The following is a 16,558-nucleotide window of genomic DNA, read 5'->3' as shown; positions in this document are numbered from 1 at the left end:
GTGCAGATGCATCCCTCCCGTGCGAGCGCCGACGACCTGCTGGTTCTCCTGGAGGTCGCGCGCAGTGGCCGGTTCAGCAGGGCGGCCGAGTCCCTGCGGGTCAACCAGGTCACCGTTTCTCGGCGTATCGCCACGCTGGAACGGGCGGTCGGCGGCAAGTTGCTCGTTCGTGCGGCCTCCGGGTGGGAGCTCACCGACCTCGGCCGCCGTGCGCTGGCCGCGGCGGAGCAAGTCGATGGTGTGCTGCAGAAGTTGGAGTCGGGCTCCGAGGTCGGTGCGGAGATCGAGGACGTCGTCCGGCTGTCGGCCCCTGACGGCTTCACCACGTTCGTCGCCGCCCCTGCGGCGGCCCGATTGCACCAGGACCACCCGGGAATCAGCGTGGAGATCGTCTCCGCGACCCGGCGGGCCGCGCAGCACCGCTCCGGCCTGGACATAGAGATCGTCGTCGGAGAGCCACGTGTCATGCGGGCCCGCGCGCTCCGGCTCGGTGGGTACGTCCTGGGCCTGTATGCCACCCCGGGCTACCTGGAGCGTCATGGAACGCCTACAGGATTCGACGATCTGGCCCGCCACCGCCTGATCTACTTCATCTCGTCCATGCTTCAGGTCGACGACCTGGACGTGGGGCGGCGCTATCTCCCTGAGATGCGCGACGCGGTGACATCCACCAATGTCTTCGCCCACATCGAGGCCACATGTGCCGGTGGCGGCATCGGCCTGTTGCCCACCTTCATGATCGCTCCACACCGTGACCTCGTCCGGCTACTGCCCGACGAGGTCACGGTTGAGATGGCCTACTGGCTCGTCGCCCGCGAGGACACCCTGCGACGTCCCGCGGTCGCCGCCATGGTGACTCAACTCAGGCGGACCATGCGGGAGATGGGCGACGTACTGTCCACCACCGCGGCTCCGGGCACATGACATCCCCGGATGAGAAGCTCAACTCATGAGCGCACGCACGTGAAGTTCTCGGCCCGGTCGGGGTCACCGAGACCGTTGTACCGCGGCCATTCCGGGTACTCGCACAGCGGCCGGGTACGCCCGGAGGCGGACGGGTTGAGGTCGGTGACGACCGGCTCGTGCGGTGCGATGCCCTTCTCGCTCCACCGCTGCAGGGCGCTCAGCGAATCCCAACCGGCCGTGAACGCGGCGGGGCCTCCATGGCCCATGCCGGGCATGGTGTACATCCGCAGGAACTTCGAGGTGGCTCGTGCCCCCATCGTGGCGCGGACCCTCTGGTAGTACTCGGCAGTTGAGCGAGGGCTGACGACTGGATCCGCGGTCCCGTGCACGAGCAGTAGCTTTCCGCCGGCCTTGGCGAACGCACTGAGGTCAGGGTTGTTGATGTCCTGCAGTGCGGTCAGCTCACTGATGCGTTCCTTCCACTTTCCGGGCTTTTGCGGATCCAGCTTCAGTCCGTCGAAGTCAGGATCACGCGTGATGAAGTACTTTGCCCACTGGTCCCAGAACAGAGCCGCGAAACCTGTCGTGAGGTCCAGCGGCTGCGTCGGCGCCCTGGTACCGATCCCGAGCCCGGGCGTGCCCATGTCCGCACCCGACAGGAAGGGAAGGCCGGGGTAGCCGCGTTCACCACTGGCCAGCTTGTAGCCCCACTCGACGGGCGAGGACAGATCCCGGACCGCCTTGATCTGAGCGTCAGAAAGGCAGGTGGCGCCACTGTCCTCGCCGCCGGGGCAGCGCAGAACCTTCGGGTCGAAGTCGCATCCGGCCTCGTCGGAGATGACACCATCGCGTACCCCGTCGTCGCCGTCGCAACTCCGCATGACCCGGTCGTAGATCAATTTTTGCTTCTCGGAGCTCGGGAAGGCGCCCGGACGCTGCAGTATCTGTGCCATATGGCCGAACCACAGGTCGAGCGTGGCGGCGTTCCATGCCGGAGCCCCCGCTATCACACCATCGAAGTCATGGGGCCAGCGCTGTGTCACGGCCAGAGCCTCACGGCCGCCGCTGGACACACCGGCGAAGTAGGAGTGGCTCGGCTGCCTGCCGTAACGCTCACCGATGAGGAACATCGCGGCGTCGCGTGTCTTCTTGAGCGCGTCGGCGGCGAAATTCCGCAGCGCCTCGTCATTCAGTGCGAACGAGCCCGCGTGGTTCCAGTCGTTCGTGCCGAGTTGGTGGCCCGAGTCACTCGCGAAGACGGCGAATCCGCGGGCGAGTGGGGTACCCGCGCCGGCATCGCCGAAGGGGACGTCTGTGGTGAGCGAGGGAATGGCGCCGTCGTAGCCGCCGCCGCCGAACATCATCCCCTTGCCGTTCCACTCGGTCGGCAGCGCGACGCGCATCTCGATGTTGGGGGCTTCGGGGTCGACGGGGAAGATTTCCGCATCGACCTGGCAGTACTCACCGACGGCCCCGGACCCGGCGCCGGAGGCGGGGACGGTCTTCGCGTCGGTGACATGTCCTCCCGATGTCGGGAGGCCCAAGGCGTCGGCGGGGACGGCCAGTTCGGCGAGTTCTTCGCACCTGACGGGCGGCCCCGTCGCGGCCCCGGCCGTTGCCGGCAACGCGACCAGCGTGGGAACTGCGATGACGGTTGCTGCCAGTGTGCTCACAAGGGTGGATCTCATGGCCTCTCCTCGGAATCAGGCAGAACGTTGCCGACCCCAGCGCATGAGGTCATCCGGCACGCCTCCCGAAGGCGGAACTGCGGTGGCCGCAACGCTAGGGAGCCGGCACGGTGCTGGGAATGCGTCGACGTTGCACAGTTGCGCATGCGTGAACTGCACTTGTGTGGATACGGAGCGAGCTGCCCCAACACGCTGCGACGCCGCAGGATCACTTGCGACATGAGGTGTTGCCTCCGCTGAGGGTGAACTGCTCGAAGAAGCTCCACGAGGCCTTCGAGGCATTCGGTCCCTTGGGGTCATTGAAGGTGCCCGCGTACTTCGGGTCGGTGGTGCCGCCGGGCCAGAAGTGCGACATGCCGTCCACGATCCACCGCTCGGCGATCTGACAGCCGTCTCTGCCCCGGGCCACCTTGCTGCTCCACGTATAGCCGTCGGGGACCTGGCCGGTCCGCGTCGAGGCCGGGTCGTCGCGGAAGGTGGCGCCATCCTCCCCCGGCTTCAGCAGGTTGTTGACGGCCAACCACTCCAGGTAGGCCTGCCGGGCGCACCCACCGGGCGCGGGCTGCTCGCCGAGCGCATCGCTGGTACCGCCGATGGAGAAGAAGGGCATCACGTGCGCCCGCGCCCCCATCTGCGCGACGGCCTGGGGTGCGTACAGCGGGGCGGTCGCATCGAGTGCGGCAATGCACGTGAGGAAGTCCATGCCGTAGCCGCCTCCCGCGGACACTCCGGCTGCCGCGTACAGGTCGGGGTATGCGGTGGCGGTCGCGCTCGTCTGGAAGGCGCCGGACGACATGCCCATGAGGTAGACCCGGTCGGTGTCGGCCTTGTACGCGGCGCTGGTCTCGCGGGTGATCCCGGCGACGATGTCCGCGTCGCCGCCTCCTCCTCGGGTCGTGCTTGCCTTGTCGTTGATGACTGCGCGCCAGCACTGGCCGCCGTTGTCGGGATACGCAACGAGGAAGCGCTCGCGGTCCGCGAGCGGATTGAGCAGATTGGCGTGCATCTGCTGCTCGGCCGTGGTGCCGCAGCCGTGCACCATGACATACAGCGGGAGCTTCTCGGACGGCTTCCATCCCTTGGGTACGTAGACCAGGTAGTCGTTCACCCCCGTGGACGCCTGGTAGGTGCGGTGGTCTACGCGCCCCTCGCCGCCCGCGGTGTCCGTGCGGTCGGCGGCGAGGGCGGGTGGAGCGGTGGCGAGCGCCAGGCAGCCTGCCACGGCCGTCGCGGCAAGTACGGTACGAGACAGTATCCCGTGGGCGTATCTCCGCGAAGGGGCAGGGCGTGTGGAGCCACCACGGCCGAGGAGTTTGCCACCACGCCTCCTGAACGACGAGTGAATCATGGGTCCTCCCAACGAGGCAGTTGCTCTGACGGGGCAGTCCGATGACCGGCTGCGCGGAACACGAACGGGCCTCAACGGCCCGCCTGTACCGCGACCTTCACCATCACGGGGGCACAGTCGAGCGCCGAGGCCACCAGGCAGATCTCGCCAGGCCCTGTGGGACGCAGAATCACGATCGCGCGACCTTCGTAGGTGTGGTGGTCCAGCGAGTCGAAGGGTTCGTCGGTCGAGGGGCAGGCGCTTCCGAAGCCGGCGAGAACGCCGTCGCCGGTGACTTCGAGGCGTACGGGGCGGTCGGCGGACGGGTTACAGGTACCGGCCGCGTCGGTGAGGGTGAGAGACACATAGGCCAGGTCTCCTCCGGTGGCCGTGACGATGGCACGGTCACTGTCCGCCCGCAGTCGCTTCGGGGCGCCGGCCGTATGTACTACGTGCCGGCCGCTCTCCATTCCACCGGCGTAGGTAACGGCCTGCAACTCCCCCGGCTCGTAGAGAACTTCGAACTCGGTACGGAAGGCCGCCAGGGGCCGTCGGCCCTGCGAGCGTCCGTTGACGAGCAATTCGACTTCGTCTCCCGCTCCGTACACCTCGACCGTGACGGGTGCCTTCTCGAAGCCGGGCCACGTCCAGGAGGAGATGGCATCACTCCACGCCCAAGGCGTGGCGACGTAGGTACTTCCGTGGTGTTGCGGGCGTCGGACCGCGAGGTAGGGGTCGATACGCAGACCGAAGACGATCTCGCGGTAATAGGAGGCGGGGCGGCGGTGGCCGGTGATGTCGATGTCGCCGCAGTCGGCCGTCAGATGCGGGTACGACGCCATGAAGCCCGCTGGCTGCTCGTCGTCCGTACGGTACAAGGGTCGGCCGATACCCACCTCGCCGAGGTAGTCCCATCCGGTCCACGTGAAGTCGCCGATCACATGGCCGTGTTCCTCGGTCAGGCGCCAGATGCGGTCGATGTGGGTGGGGAAGGTCTCGGTGCCGAGGATGATGCGGTCGGGGAAGAGCTTGCGGTCCAGTGCGTAGCGGGCCTCGGCATAGTTCATCCCGGCGACGTCAAGCAGTGCAAAGGACTCCTCGGTCTTGTGCGTGACCAGTTCGGAGGTGGCGAGCGCCTCCAGACGAGCGGCGGGATCGGCCATGAACGTGTTGATGCCCGTGCCTTCACTCTCCGCCCGCTCGGCGTCCTGATCCTGCTTCAGATCGGCCAGATCGGCCATGACGGCCAAGGCAGTGTTGATGGCGTTGGTGACGTAACGGGTGGAGTCGAGCGCACGGATCTTCTCAGCGAGACGCCGACCCCACGCGGCTCCGGCAGGAGAGCCGGCTTCGAGGATTTCGTTGCCGATCGAGTACATGATGACGCTGGGGTGGTTGTAGTCCTTGGCGACCATCGCCTCCAGGTCCCGCTCCCACCACTCGGTGAAGTACAGGCTGTAGTCGAAGGCGGATTTCCCTGATGTCCACATGTCGAAGGCCTCGTCAACGACGAGCATGCCGAGCCGGTCGCAGGCCGCCAACATGGCGCTGCTCATGGGGTGATGGGACATCCGGAGGGCGTTGAATCCGGCATCCTTGAGGAGTTCCACGCGGCGTTCCTCGGCCCGGGCGTACGTGGCCGCGCCGAGGGGGCCGTTGTCGTGGTGCACGCAGGCGCCGCGCAGCTTCACCGGGTCCCCGTTGAGGCGCAGGCCGTGCGTTGGGTCGAGGTGCAGGGTACGGATACCGAAGGTGACGTTTTCGGTGTCGCGGTCATCGTCCAACGTGATGGCGGCGGTGTGCAGCGCGGGCTGGTCGGGGCTCCACAAGGCAGGGTCGCGAATGTACAGACGTTGCCGGGCGATCGCCTGCTGCCCCGGCTCCACGGTGACCGGTGTCGATCCCGTCGTCAGCGTGCGGCCATCGGCTCCCGCTATCTCCGTTCCGAGCCGGACGGTGCGCACCGCACGCTCATCGCTCTCGATCCGGACGGCGACCTCCACCACCGCCTGTTCCTGGTCGGACTCCAGGGTCGTGACACGAACGCCCTCGGGTGCGATGTGTACCGGATCTCCGACCAGGAGCCAGGTGTCCCGGTAGATGCCTGCGCCCGTGTACCAGCGGGAGTCCTGGTGGGTTCGCGCCTCGACCCGGATCTCGTTGCTCGCGCCGTAGCGCAGGTGGGGCCCGATGTCCGCGCGGAACTGCGAGTAACCGTACGGACGTTGAGTGACGTAGGTGCCGTTGACGTAGACCATGGCGTCCCGGTAAACGCCCTCGAACTCGACGAGGATCCGCTTGGCCTCGTCCTCGGCCGGCACCTGGAAGGTCTTGCGGTACTCGTAGGCGCCGCCGGGAAAGAAGGCCGCGGCTGCGGTCCCTTCGGCGGTTCGCCGTCGGCCGAGCATGGCGTCGTGCGGGACCGACACGGGCCGGAACGGCGTGGTGGCGCCGGAGAGCTCGGCGAACGGATTGGCTTTCGGCCCGAACTCCCAGCCGTCGTTGAAAGAAGTGCGCTTCATCGGTTACTGCTGTTCCTTCCAGCTTGTTCGGCACCGTTCTGCCTCGAGCGGGGTGTCACGAAGTGGCTTCATGCGGTGACCAGTCCTCCGGAACGGGGCTGGATGCCGGGGCGGAGCTGACGACGTCGATGAACGAACCTGTGTCGATCGACTCGGAGACGGACACCATCGTGTCCAGGACGTGGTGTGCCAACTCCCCTGTCGCGCGGTGCGGTTCACCGCGGCGCAGGGAACGCGCCATGTCGAGCACGCCCAGGCCCCGGCCGTCCGCAGGGCCCGTTGCCCCAATGGTGGTCCACTCGTCGGCCCCAGTGGGCCAGATCTTCAGCTCTCCGTCGAAGGCGTTCGGGTCGGGCAGTGAGAGCGTGGCCTCGGTGCCCGTGATCTCTACGAACCCCGCCCGGACGAGCGGGGAATCGAAGCTGAAGATGCTGTTCGCGCAGCCACCGGACGCGAATTGGATCAGGGCGCTCACATGCGTGGGCACCTCGACCTCGAACTCCTCGCCCGTGCGCGGGCCCGAGCCAATGGTGCGCATGGCCTTGGCCATGGAACCGACCGCGGAAACCCGGCGGACGCTACCGAAGGTCTGCGCCAGCGCGGTGAGGTAGTACGGGCCCATGTCGAACAGTGGCCCCGCGCCACGCTGGAACAGAAAAGCCGGATTGGGGTGCCACGATTCCGGTCCCGGGTACTGGAGGATGGTCTGGGCCGTGAGCGGCACCCCGATGTCTCCTCGCTCGATGACCCGTCGGGCGGTCTGCAGGCCCGCGCCGAGGAAGGTGTCCGGCGCGCACCCCAGGCGTAGCCCGGTGTCGTCCGCCTCCTTCAGCAGTCCGAGCCCGCTCTCGCGGTCGAGCGCGAAGGGCTTCTCGCTCCACACGTGTTTGCCCGCCCGCAGCGCCGCGGTCGCTATCTCGACGTGGGCTGTCGGTGTCGTGAGGTTGACGATGATCTCGACGTCCGGGTGGTCCAGGGCGAGTTCGGGAGTGCCATGCTCGGCGATCCCGTATTCTCGCGCCCGGGTCTTCGCGGCTTCTGGGAGGAGGTCGGTGACGGCGTGAACGATCAGGTCCGGGAACGCCGTGAGATTGTTCAGGTACTCCTTGCTGATCACACCGGCGCCGATGACGGCGACCCCGACCGGCCCGCGGTTCATCGGGCACCGCCCTTCGGGCGGTCGTGGGGGCCCGCCTCGAGGTAGCGCAGCGAGGCGGTGACGCCGTCGAAGATGTCACCGGCGTAGTCATCGAACTCAACGATGCCCACCTCCAGGTGCTTCGCGGCTTCGATGATGCCCCACACATCCATCTGGCCTTGCCCTGCCGGGAGTTGAGCGGACGTGTCTTTCGTGACCGGACCATCCTTGATGTGGATGGCACTCACACGCTGCCCCAGCCGTTCCAGGAGCCTCACGGGGTCTTCGCCGCCCACCGCGGCCCAGTAGGTGTCGAGCTCAAGGACCACTTCGGGGTCGAGCAGGGACACCAGGGCCTCCAGTGCCGTGGTGTCCTCGATCTTCGAGGAGATCTCCCAGTCATGGTTGTGGTATCCGACCCGGACCCCGTATTCGGCGCCCTTCTTCGCCGCGAGGTTCAGGTGGGCCGCGGTGTCGCGGATCGCCTCGATGTCGTGCCAGCGCTCGGGCGGGATGAAGGGGTGGACCACGGTGCCGATACGGAGACGCCGCGCGGCGGTGAAGACTTGGTCCAGGTCGGGGGAAACCTCGCCGACAGGGATCACGAAGGTGTGGCCCGTGGGGGCCGTGATGTCGTGCTCCGCGAACGCCGCGGCAAAAGCCTCGACACGGGTTTCGAAGGCGCAGGGTTCGGCCCGGCGGTAGCCGATCTCGGCGAGGCGCCGGATCGCCCCATCGAAGTCTGCTTCCAGCGCGTCGCGCACGGAGTACAGCTGGACGGAATACGTCATGACAGCAAAGCCCTTTCGGACGGGGTGTGGTGGCGCTCGATGGCTGCCGTCAGCTCGCGGCGCATGCGGTCGGTCACTCCGGGGAGTTCGTTCAGGAGCACCGACAACGGCAGGACCATGGACTGGTCCAGTAGCTTCGTCACGTCCATGTGCGGAGGCAGGTACTCGCGCAGGATCCCCGACACCGACGCGAGGACCGCGTCATGCATGGCCAGACACTCGACCGGGCTGTCCAGTGTGAGTGGGGCGGGTGTCGTAGCGAGCGCGTACGTCCAGGCGTGCCGGCCCGCACAGACGGTGCGCTCCGCCCGAGCGGGGTGCTCGGGCAGCGCCACCTCCGCGGTGGTGCCGTCCGGGATCGTCACGCGGACGGTCATGGTGTCGTCCTCTCGTTCCCACTCCACGCTCACCCGCCCGTGAACGGTGTCGTGCGCTGCGCTGGCTCGGGTCAGGCCACCGCCGGGCCGAGGCGCGATGCGCATGGTCCGGTAGCCCGGACTTGTCGCCCGCACCCCGCCGATGACGGTGTGCATCCAGTGTGCGACCGAGCCGAGCGCGTAGTGGTTGAGGGATGTCATTCCCGATGGGTTCACGGTGTTGTCGGGGAGGATGGCGTCCCACCGCTCCCAGATGGTGGTGGCCCCGCGGACGACCGGATCGAGGAACGATGGCGCCCGTGTCTGCAGCAGCAGGCGATAGGCGTCGTCCGTGTGCCCGGTCTCTGTCAGAGCGTGTGCCACGTGCGGGGTGCCCGCGAAGCCGGTGGAGATGCGGTAGCCGTCGCGCCGCACGATATCGGCCAGGCGCGCGCCGGCGCGGCGCAGTTGGTTGTCGTCGAGCAGACCGAACCGGATGGCCAGGGCGTAGACCGTCGCGCACTCGCCGGTGATGCGACCGCTGGAACTGACGTACTCGGCGCGGAATCCTGCACGAACCCTGTCGGCGACCTCTGAGAACCACGCTGCATCTTCCGTGCGGCCCAACACCTGTGCAGTGCGGGCCATTTCGCGTGCGGTCTGGTGGAAGAAGGCCGTAGCTACGAGATGGCGATCGGCCTTGGCCTGGTCAGGTCGATGCATCGGGGCGGACGGGTCGAGCCAGTCCCCGAATTGGAAACCGGAGTTCCACACACCGGTCAGATCAAGAAGCGGCACCACGCTGCGCGTGAACGTCGCCATCGAGTCGTAGCAGCGGCGCAGAATCTCCTCGTCTCCGTACTCCCAGTACAGCTGCCAGGGCAGCCGCACGGCGACGTCACTCCACAGGGCGGTCGGTGTGTCGTGCCCGGGCTGGACATCCGGTACGACGTACGGGACAAAGCCGAAGTCCTTCTGTTCCAGGGCGAGATCATCGAGCCATGACATCAGCACCTCACGCACGTCGTAGAGGTAGGTCGCGGTCGGGGCGAACGCGTTGATGTCTCCCGTCCAGCCGAGTCGCTCGTCGCGCTGTGGGCAGTCGGTGGGGATGCTGACGAAGTTGCCGCGCATCGACCAGACGACGTTGTCGTGCAGCCGGTTCAGCAGGTCGTTCGATGTCTCGAACCACCCCGTACGCGTCATGTCGCTGTGCACGACGACGGCCCGCACGTCATCCGGTGACAATTCACCGCGGAGCCCGTCGATCTCGGCGTACCGGAAGCCGTGGTAAGTGAACCGGGGCTCGAACTCCTCCGGTCCGTCCCCGGCGAGGACATAGCGGTCGGTCGCCTCGGCCGTCCGCAGTGTCATGTAGTCCGGCATGCCGTCGACGAGCACCTCGGCGTGCCGGACGGAGACCTCGGTTCCGCGGGGCCCATCCAGACGGAGCCGGACCCAGCCGGGGATGTTCTGTCCGAAGTCGACGACGGTGCTGCCGGCCGGGGACGTCCAGATCTTCCGTGGCGGCAACTCCTCGACGCGGCGGATCGGTTCCGCGGTGGCCACGGCCAGGGTGGTTGTGTCCCAGGCAACCGGTTCGGCCTGGAGCCAGGCGCCGTCGTCGAATCCGGGTTCGTGCCAACCGGCCGGTTCGAGTCGGGCGTCGATGGTGACCCCGTCGTAGAGGGAGTTGGCGCGCACGGAGCCCTGCCCGCACCGGAATCGGTCGCCTGACGCGACGTACTCCGTCCGGTCTGGGTAGCGCAGTTCGATCAGAGAGAGCAGAGCGGGACGGTCGGCATAGATCCGCGAGCGTGTAATCTCCTCGAATCCGAGGCGGCCGACGGCCCAGCCGTCGCCGACGATGGCGCCGAACGCGTTCGTGCCGGTGCGCACCATGGTGGTGAGATCGTGACTGCGGACGAGCAGGCGGTGCCGGTAGGACGTCCACCCCGGGGCCAGGACCTCATCGCCGACCCGGCCCCCGTTCAGATAGGGCTCAACGGTTCCGAGAGCGGTGAGGTGGAGGGTTGCCCCCAGGAGGTCCGGGCCTGCTTCGAACTCGGTCCGGAAGTACACCGCCGGATCGCCCGGCTCGCCCACGCGTCGTTCGGGCGAGCCGACGAACACCGCGTCGGCGGTTTCGAACTGTGCTGAGAGCATCAATGTCCATTTCTCATTCGATGGCCTGTCGGCCGCACACCTGCCGGCGCAAGGTGGGGCGCGGCCGATGCGCTTGCGGTCGCAGCAGGGCCCCGGGCTCACCGGCCCGAGGCCTCCGGGCGCTGTCAGGCGGGCGAGAGCTCAGTCAGGTCGAGGAGCGGACGCTTCAGGCTGACCTTCACGCCCTTCACCTTCGGTGACGTGTAGTAAAAGACCGAGAAGCTCGTCACGGGTACGAGCCAGGCCTGGTCGATGGCCCGCCGCGTGGCCTGGTCGCGCAGCGTGCGTTGTTCGGCGCCCGTTGCCGCGTCACCCTTCTTGACCAGGGACGCCAGCTGCGGGTCGTCCCCGCCGTAGATGAGACCGGGTGTCGGAACGTAGAAGTTCTTCGCGTAGAGGAAGAACGGAATGTAGCCGTACCCGTAGGACACCATGGGGTGATCGCCACCCAGATACTCCCGTTGGTACTTGGCGCCGTCGCTGGCGTTGACCACACGCACCTTCACGCCGATCTTGGACCAGTCAGAGATCACGGCTTGTGCGACTTCGCTGGCGGGTGGGTTCACGGTGAGGCTGAGCATGGTGGCGCTGAAGCCGTTCGGGTAACCCGCCTTCGCCAGCAGGGACTTCGCCTTCTTGGGGTCGTAGGCGTAGCGGTCCGCCTCCGACTCCAGATAATCGGACGTCCCCGGGGTCCCTATCTGGTTGACCGGCTTGCCAGTGCCGTGCAGCAACCCCTTGGCGATGGCGTTGCGGTCGACGGCGTAGTTCAGCGCCTGCCGGACGAGCTTGCTGCGTAGTGGCTTGGACCCGGCACTCTTCGCACGGCCGGTCAGTTGGATCCCGGTCTCCGCGACCAAGGTGGAGTACGTCTTGAGATTGGCACTCTTGGCACTCTGCACGGTATTGACGTCGCCCTGCGCCAGGTCGGCGGCGCCGGTCTTCAGCAAGGAGAGAGCCGCGTTGGTGGAACTGACGACCTTGATCACGACTTTGTCGTAGTGGATCGCGGACTTGTTGTAGTAGTTCCGATTGGGTATGTAGGTGTAGTGGTCGCCGGAGACGGTCGCTTTGTCGTCGAGTACATACGGTCCGGCGCCAAACGTCAGGTGCCCCAGCGCCTTCTTGTCGGCAAGGCCCTTCGCGCTGATGACCGAGCTGAGATGCGTCGTCGACGACAGGTTGTACGGCATTTCCGGGTTGGGCCGGGCGAGCTTGAGGGTGACGGTGCGCTCGCCGGTCGCCTCGACGGACACCTTGCCGAGGGACGGCGCCTGCGGGCTGTTCGGATCAGCGAAGGTGTACTTCAGGGACTTGACCACCGCGGCCGTCGTGACCGGTGAGCCGTCCGCGAACTTCACACCTGGGCGCAGGGTGAGTTGGAACTCGCGGTTGCCCTTGCCCACATACTTCCAGGAAGTGGCCAGGCCGGGCTCGTACTTGCCGTCCGGGCCCCGGTGGATGAGCGAGTCGTACGCCAGCGGGGTGTACCAGTTCTCCCCTACGGTGATGCCTGCTCGGGCCGGGTTGAAGGTGCTGGGCGGGGTGAGCGAGACAACGTTGAGTGTGCCTCCTGACTTGCCCTTGGGCGAATCAGCCGTGCCACTGCAGGCCGTCGCGGTCAGTGCGGCGCACAGGACGCCGACCAGAAAGGTTGCGGTGCGGGAGAATCTTCTGTTCATGGAACTTCCTCCATGGAGTGCCGCGCACCCGAAGCGGGGGGGCGGAGCCGACGATCCGGTTCGCGCACGGCGGGGTCTTATCGGGAGTCCTGTGCGACGGTGAGCCGCTGGGACGGTGCCCGAGCGGGATCCGGGTCGGGCACCGCGGCGAGCAGCTGCCGGGTGTACGGGTCGCTGGGCGCGCTGTAGACGCGTTCCGCCGGGCCGGTCTCGACGATGCGGCCCTGGTGCATGACGGCCATACGGTGGGACAGGAAGCGCACCACCGCGAGATCGTGCGCGATGAAGAGGTAACTGAGGCCCATCGACTCCTGCAGTTCAGCCAGGAGATTGAGGATCTGGGCCTGAACAGACAGGTCGAGCGCGCTGACCGGCTCGTCACAGATGACGAGTGATGGGTTGATGATCAGGGCGCGGGCGATGGCGATGCGTTGCCGCTGTCCGCCCGAGAAGTGTGCCGGATAGCGGTCCCCGGCGTCGGGCGGCAGACCTACTCGGACGAGCATGTCCCGCACTCGCGCCGCGATGTCCCGCCGCGACAGTGCGGACGACTGCAACAGCAGCGGCTCTGCGATCGAAGTGCCCACCTGCCGGGTGGGGTTGAGCGAGCTGTACGGATCTTGGAAGACCGCCTGGATCTCCGAGCTGAGGGTACGGCGCTCGCGTCGCCCGGCGTGGGTGATGTCGCGCCCCCGGAACCGGATGTGTCCTTCAGTCGGGGGTCGGAAGCCAAGGACGATGTTGGCGAGCGAGCTCTTGCCGGAGCCAGATTCACCGACCAGGCCGAGAGTCTCGCCCTCGGCGATGTCGATATCGACTCCGTGCAGTACCCGGGCAGGCTTGCGCCGCAGCCCCTGGGGGTAGTCGAGGACGATTCCGTGTGCGCTCAGCAGGGGCTGAGCGGATGCCGTGTCGGTCCGGCTCACGAGGCGTCCTCCTTGTCGAGATCCCGCACTCGGTCAATGTGGATGCAGCGGCTGTGGTGATCGGACGCGACAGCAGTGAGGGGGATCGGACGCTGAGCGCAGTTGGCAGCCGCGATCGGGCAGCGGTCCTGGAAGTGACAGCTGACGGGCCAGGCGGCCGGGGGCGGCACCGTGCCCGGGATCGTCGGCAGCCTCGTCAGGGTTGTGGCGGAGCCGCCGCCTGCCGCGATGCGGTCGAGCGCGCGGTGCGGGTTGGCCGCGAGGAGTCCGGCCGTGTACGGGTGCGCGGGCGAGTGGTACAGGGCGCCGACGGGCCCCTGCTCCACGACCTGCCCGGCGTACATGACGACTGCACGCGCGCACAACTGTGCCGCGACGCCCCAGTCGTGGGTGATCAAGACGATGGCGAGCCCGCGCTCCGCCTGCAGGCGCCGCAGCAGTGTGAGGATCTCGGCCTGGACGCGGGCGTCGAGCGCGGTTGTCGGTTCGTCCGCGACCAGCAGATCGGGGTCGCCGGCCAGGGCGAGCGCGATGGCGACCCGTTGGGCCATGCCTCCGGAGATCTGGTGCGGGTAGCGTCGCGAAACGGCGCTCGGATCCGGAATGTTGACCAGGCCGAGGAGTTCGACGGCCCGCGCCCGCGCGGCGCGCCGGTCCAGGCCGTGGTGTCTGCGCACGGCCTCGGCGAGCAGATCGCCGACGCGGCACGTGGGGTCGAGCGCCGTCATGGGTTCCTGGGACACGTAGCCGATACGGGTTCCGCGCAGCGCATGGCGGTCCTGATCGGACAGCGACAGGAGTTCGGCTCCGTCGAACCTGCAGGAGCGGGCGCGGACTTCGGCGCCGGCGGGCAGCAGGCCCAGCACGGCGGAAACCGTGACGGACTTGCCGCAGCCCGACTCGCCGACGATGCCGAGGATTTCGCCCTTGTCGACGTGGAAGCCGACACCTTGGACGACCACGGTGCGGGATCCTCCGGAGCCGAAGGCGACCGTAAGCCCGCGCACCGCCAGCAGTGTGCCCGGCGACGGTTGGTCGGTCGCCTCACCGGATTCGGCTGGCTCGGCCTCGCCTTCCTCCTGTACGGGCGGCTCACCGTTGCCCGCGCCACTCGGCCGTGCCGGTGCGCTGCTCCACCGTTGCACCATCACATCGCGCAGGGCATCACCGAGCAGCGCGAGAGAGAGCATCGTCAGGCCGATGACACCGCCCGACGGAATCAGCATCCAACTGGACCGGTCGAGGACCTGGCTCGCCTGGGTGATCAGTCCGCCCCAAGACGGCTCCGGTTCCTGCACACCAAGGCCGAGGAAGGACAGTCCTGCCTGGACTCCGACCGCGGCCGCGGCGACCAGGGACGCCTGCACGAGGATCGTCGTCGCCAGGCGCGGCACAACGTGCCGACGCAGGATCTGAGCGTCGGCGAGTCCGGAAACGCGGGCCGCCGCGACGTACTGCTCCGTGCGAACGCGCTGTGTCTCCGCGCGGATGACCCGGGCGAGTCCTGACGCACCGAGCACGCCGAGAGCGATCATCGCGAGATGCTGATTTCCCGGGAACACGGCCAGAACGAGCAGGAGGATGAGAATGGACGGGAGCGCGACCGCGAGCTCGATCCAGCGCAGCACCGCCCAGTCCACCCAGCGACCGAAGTAGCCGGCCAGCACTCCCAGGACGGTGCCGGTCACGACGAAGACGAGTGTCACCTCCACGATTCCCAGGAACACTCCTTGGCCACCGAACAGGACGCGGCTGAGGATGTCGCGGCCCAGCTGGTCGGTGCCCAGCCAGTGTTGCCCGCCCGGACCGGCCAGAACCTGAGTCAGGTCGGTGTTCGTGGGCCCGTACGGAGCGAGCACGTTCGCGCCCACGCTCATCACTCCGACCGCCACCAGCCACAACAGCGACAGGGCTGCCAGCGGCCTGCGCACCAACGACCGCAGGACGGAGCCCCGCTGCGGCTGCCGCAGAGTCACCGACAGCTGCTTGGCCGGGTCGTCACTCAGCCCGACGCCGCCGGGCGAGGGGTCCACTGCCGTCTGCTCGATGCCGGTCACCGGAGACGCACCCGGGGGTCGATCGCGCCATAGCAGAGGTCTACGAGCAGATTCGCCGCGACGACGAGCAAGGTGAAGTACACGACCGCTCCCTGGATCACAGGCAAATCCCTTGAGGCTGTCGCCTGTTGGACGATGGAACCGAGGCCGGGCATGGCGAAGACCTGCTCAACGAAGATCGTTCCGCCGATCAGCCCCACGAATACGACGCCGATGACGCTCATGATCGGCACACCTGCGTTGCGGAGCGCGTGCCGGAAGAGAATCGACCGGTGCGCGAGGCCGTTGGCCCGCAACGTCTTGATGAAGTCCTGGGTCAGTACCTGCCCGAGGGAGTCGCGGGTCTGCTTGGCGATGACCGTGGCCCCGCCGACCGCCAGGGAGATCACCGGCAGTACCAGCGACCGCGCCCACTGCCCCGGCGAGTCCGCGAAGCTGACATAGCCGGCCACCGGCAGGAGCCGGAGTGTGACGGAGAAGAACGAGGTGAGGACCACCGCCAGCCAGAAGTTGGGGATGGCCATGCCACCCAGCGACAGGACGTCGACGACGCTACGGGTGACACCACCGCGCACGGCCGAGGTGACGCCCAGCGCGAGACCGAGGACTGCACTTGCCAGCGTTCCCAGGATGAGCAGCGAGAAGGTCACCTCAAGATGCTCGTTGAGCTGGGAGGTGATGCCCTCACCGGAGATGATCGAGATGCCGAGATCGCCGTGCGCAGCATTCGTCAGCCAGCTCCCGTACTGCTCGAACACCGGCTTGTCCAGGCCGAGGCTCTCACGCAGGCCGGCGATCTGGGCCGCCGTGGCCTGCGGGCCGAGCATCATCTGCGCGGCGTCGCCGGGGACCAGGCTGGTGAGCACGAACGACAGGGCTGTGGCGACGAAGACGACGGGCAGTGACCACAGCAGGCGGTGCCCAAGGAGTTTCAGCACGGCAGATCCGGCGTGGGTCGGACAGTGCCCGACGGGGAGACGATCCAAGGCGGCACGGCAG

Annotated in this window: 11 protein-coding genes; 1 reads left to right on the top strand and 10 read right to left on the bottom strand. The window is 67.6% G+C overall.

Features of this window, described 5'->3' with window-relative positions:
- The first annotated feature begins 6 nt into the window (after positions 1-6).
- On the top strand, positions 7-924 hold the full coding sequence (locus tag ACNYS0_RS35475) for a LysR family transcriptional regulator (protein ID WP_422479674.1): 918 nt from the start codon (positions 7-9) through the stop codon (positions 922-924).
- A gap of 23 nt (positions 925-947) precedes the next feature.
- Here ACNYS0_RS35475 and ACNYS0_RS35470 read toward each other — a convergent pair whose 3' ends face one another.
- From ACNYS0_RS35470 to ACNYS0_RS35425, 10 genes are all read right to left on the bottom strand, one after another.
- Positions 948-2,579 (bottom strand): tannase/feruloyl esterase family alpha/beta hydrolase, encoded by a 1,632-nt coding sequence (locus tag ACNYS0_RS35470; protein WP_422479672.1) that lies wholly within the window; start codon positions 2,577-2,579, stop codon positions 948-950.
- A gap of 223 nt (positions 2,580-2,802) precedes the next feature.
- Positions 2,803-3,816: an extracellular catalytic domain type 1 short-chain-length polyhydroxyalkanoate depolymerase gene (locus tag ACNYS0_RS35465; RefSeq protein WP_422479670.1), complete on the bottom strand. Its 1,014-nt coding sequence runs from the start codon at positions 3,814-3,816 to the stop codon at positions 2,803-2,805.
- A 197-nt stretch (positions 3,817-4,013) separates the two neighbouring features.
- Positions 4,014-6,443: a glycoside hydrolase family 2 TIM barrel-domain containing protein gene (locus ACNYS0_RS35460; RefSeq protein ID WP_422479668.1), complete on the bottom strand. Its 2,430-nt coding sequence runs from the start codon at positions 6,441-6,443 to the stop codon at positions 4,014-4,016.
- A 55-nt stretch (positions 6,444-6,498) separates the two neighbouring features.
- Positions 6,499-7,602 carry a Gfo/Idh/MocA family protein gene (locus ACNYS0_RS35455; protein ID WP_422479666.1) on the bottom strand — a complete coding sequence of 368 codons (1,104 nt, stop codon included), beginning with the start codon at positions 7,600-7,602 and terminating at the stop codon, positions 6,499-6,501.
- Entirely contained in the window at positions 7,599-8,345 is a 747-nt protein-coding gene (locus tag ACNYS0_RS35450; RefSeq protein WP_422479664.1) for a sugar phosphate isomerase/epimerase family protein, read from the bottom strand. The genes ACNYS0_RS35455 and ACNYS0_RS35450 overlap by 4 nt, the downstream gene beginning before the upstream one ends.
- Positions 8,346-8,368: 23 nt before the next feature.
- Positions 8,369-10,894, bottom strand: coding sequence for a family 78 glycoside hydrolase catalytic domain (locus ACNYS0_RS35445; protein WP_422479662.1), 2,526 nt, complete (start codon positions 10,892-10,894; stop codon positions 8,369-8,371).
- 125 nt (positions 10,895-11,019) lie between these two features.
- A complete protein-coding gene (locus ACNYS0_RS35440; protein ID WP_422479660.1) occupies positions 11,020-12,576 on the bottom strand; it encodes an ABC transporter substrate-binding protein in 1,557 nt (518 codons plus the stop codon).
- Positions 12,577-12,653: 77 nt separating this feature from the next.
- Positions 12,654-13,502 (bottom strand): ATP-binding cassette domain-containing protein, encoded by an 849-nt coding sequence (locus ACNYS0_RS35435; RefSeq protein WP_422479658.1) that lies wholly within the window; start codon positions 13,500-13,502, stop codon positions 12,654-12,656.
- Positions 13,499-15,559: a dipeptide/oligopeptide/nickel ABC transporter permease/ATP-binding protein gene (locus ACNYS0_RS35430; protein WP_422479656.1), complete on the bottom strand. Its 2,061-nt coding sequence runs from the start codon at positions 15,557-15,559 to the stop codon at positions 13,499-13,501. Before ACNYS0_RS35430 ends, ACNYS0_RS35435 begins: the two co-directional genes overlap by 4 nt.
- Positions 15,556-16,497 carry an ABC transporter permease gene (locus ACNYS0_RS35425; RefSeq protein WP_422479654.1) on the bottom strand — a complete coding sequence of 314 codons (942 nt, stop codon included), beginning with the start codon at positions 16,495-16,497 and terminating at the stop codon, positions 15,556-15,558. The genes ACNYS0_RS35430 and ACNYS0_RS35425 overlap by 4 nt, the downstream gene beginning before the upstream one ends.
- Positions 16,498-16,558: the final 61 nt, after the last annotated feature.

The sequence above is a fragment of the Streptomyces anthophorae genome (assembly GCF_049310305.1).
Classification (GTDB): domain Bacteria; phylum Actinomycetota; class Actinomycetes; order Streptomycetales; family Streptomycetaceae; genus Streptomyces.
Note: the sequence above shows the minus strand (reverse complement) of the source record. Positions and strands in the feature narration are given on the sequence as shown.

Coding starts and splice junctions, on each gene's coding strand:
- ACNYS0_RS35455 (WP_422479666.1), bottom strand. CDS start 7,602: ATGAACCGCGGGCCGGTCGGGGTCGCCGTCATCGGCGCCGGTGTGATC.
- ACNYS0_RS35440 (WP_422479660.1), bottom strand. CDS start 12,576: ATGAACAGAAGATTCTCCCGCACCGCAACCTTTCTGGTCGGCGTCCTG.
- ACNYS0_RS35475 (WP_422479674.1), top strand. CDS start 7: ATGCATCCCTCCCGTGCGAGCGCCGACGACCTGCTGGTTCTCCTGGAG.
- ACNYS0_RS35445 (WP_422479662.1), bottom strand. CDS start 10,894: ATGCTCTCAGCACAGTTCGAAACCGCCGACGCGGTGTTCGTCGGCTCG.
- ACNYS0_RS35460 (WP_422479668.1), bottom strand. CDS start 6,443: ATGAAGCGCACTTCTTTCAACGACGGCTGGGAGTTCGGGCCGAAAGCC.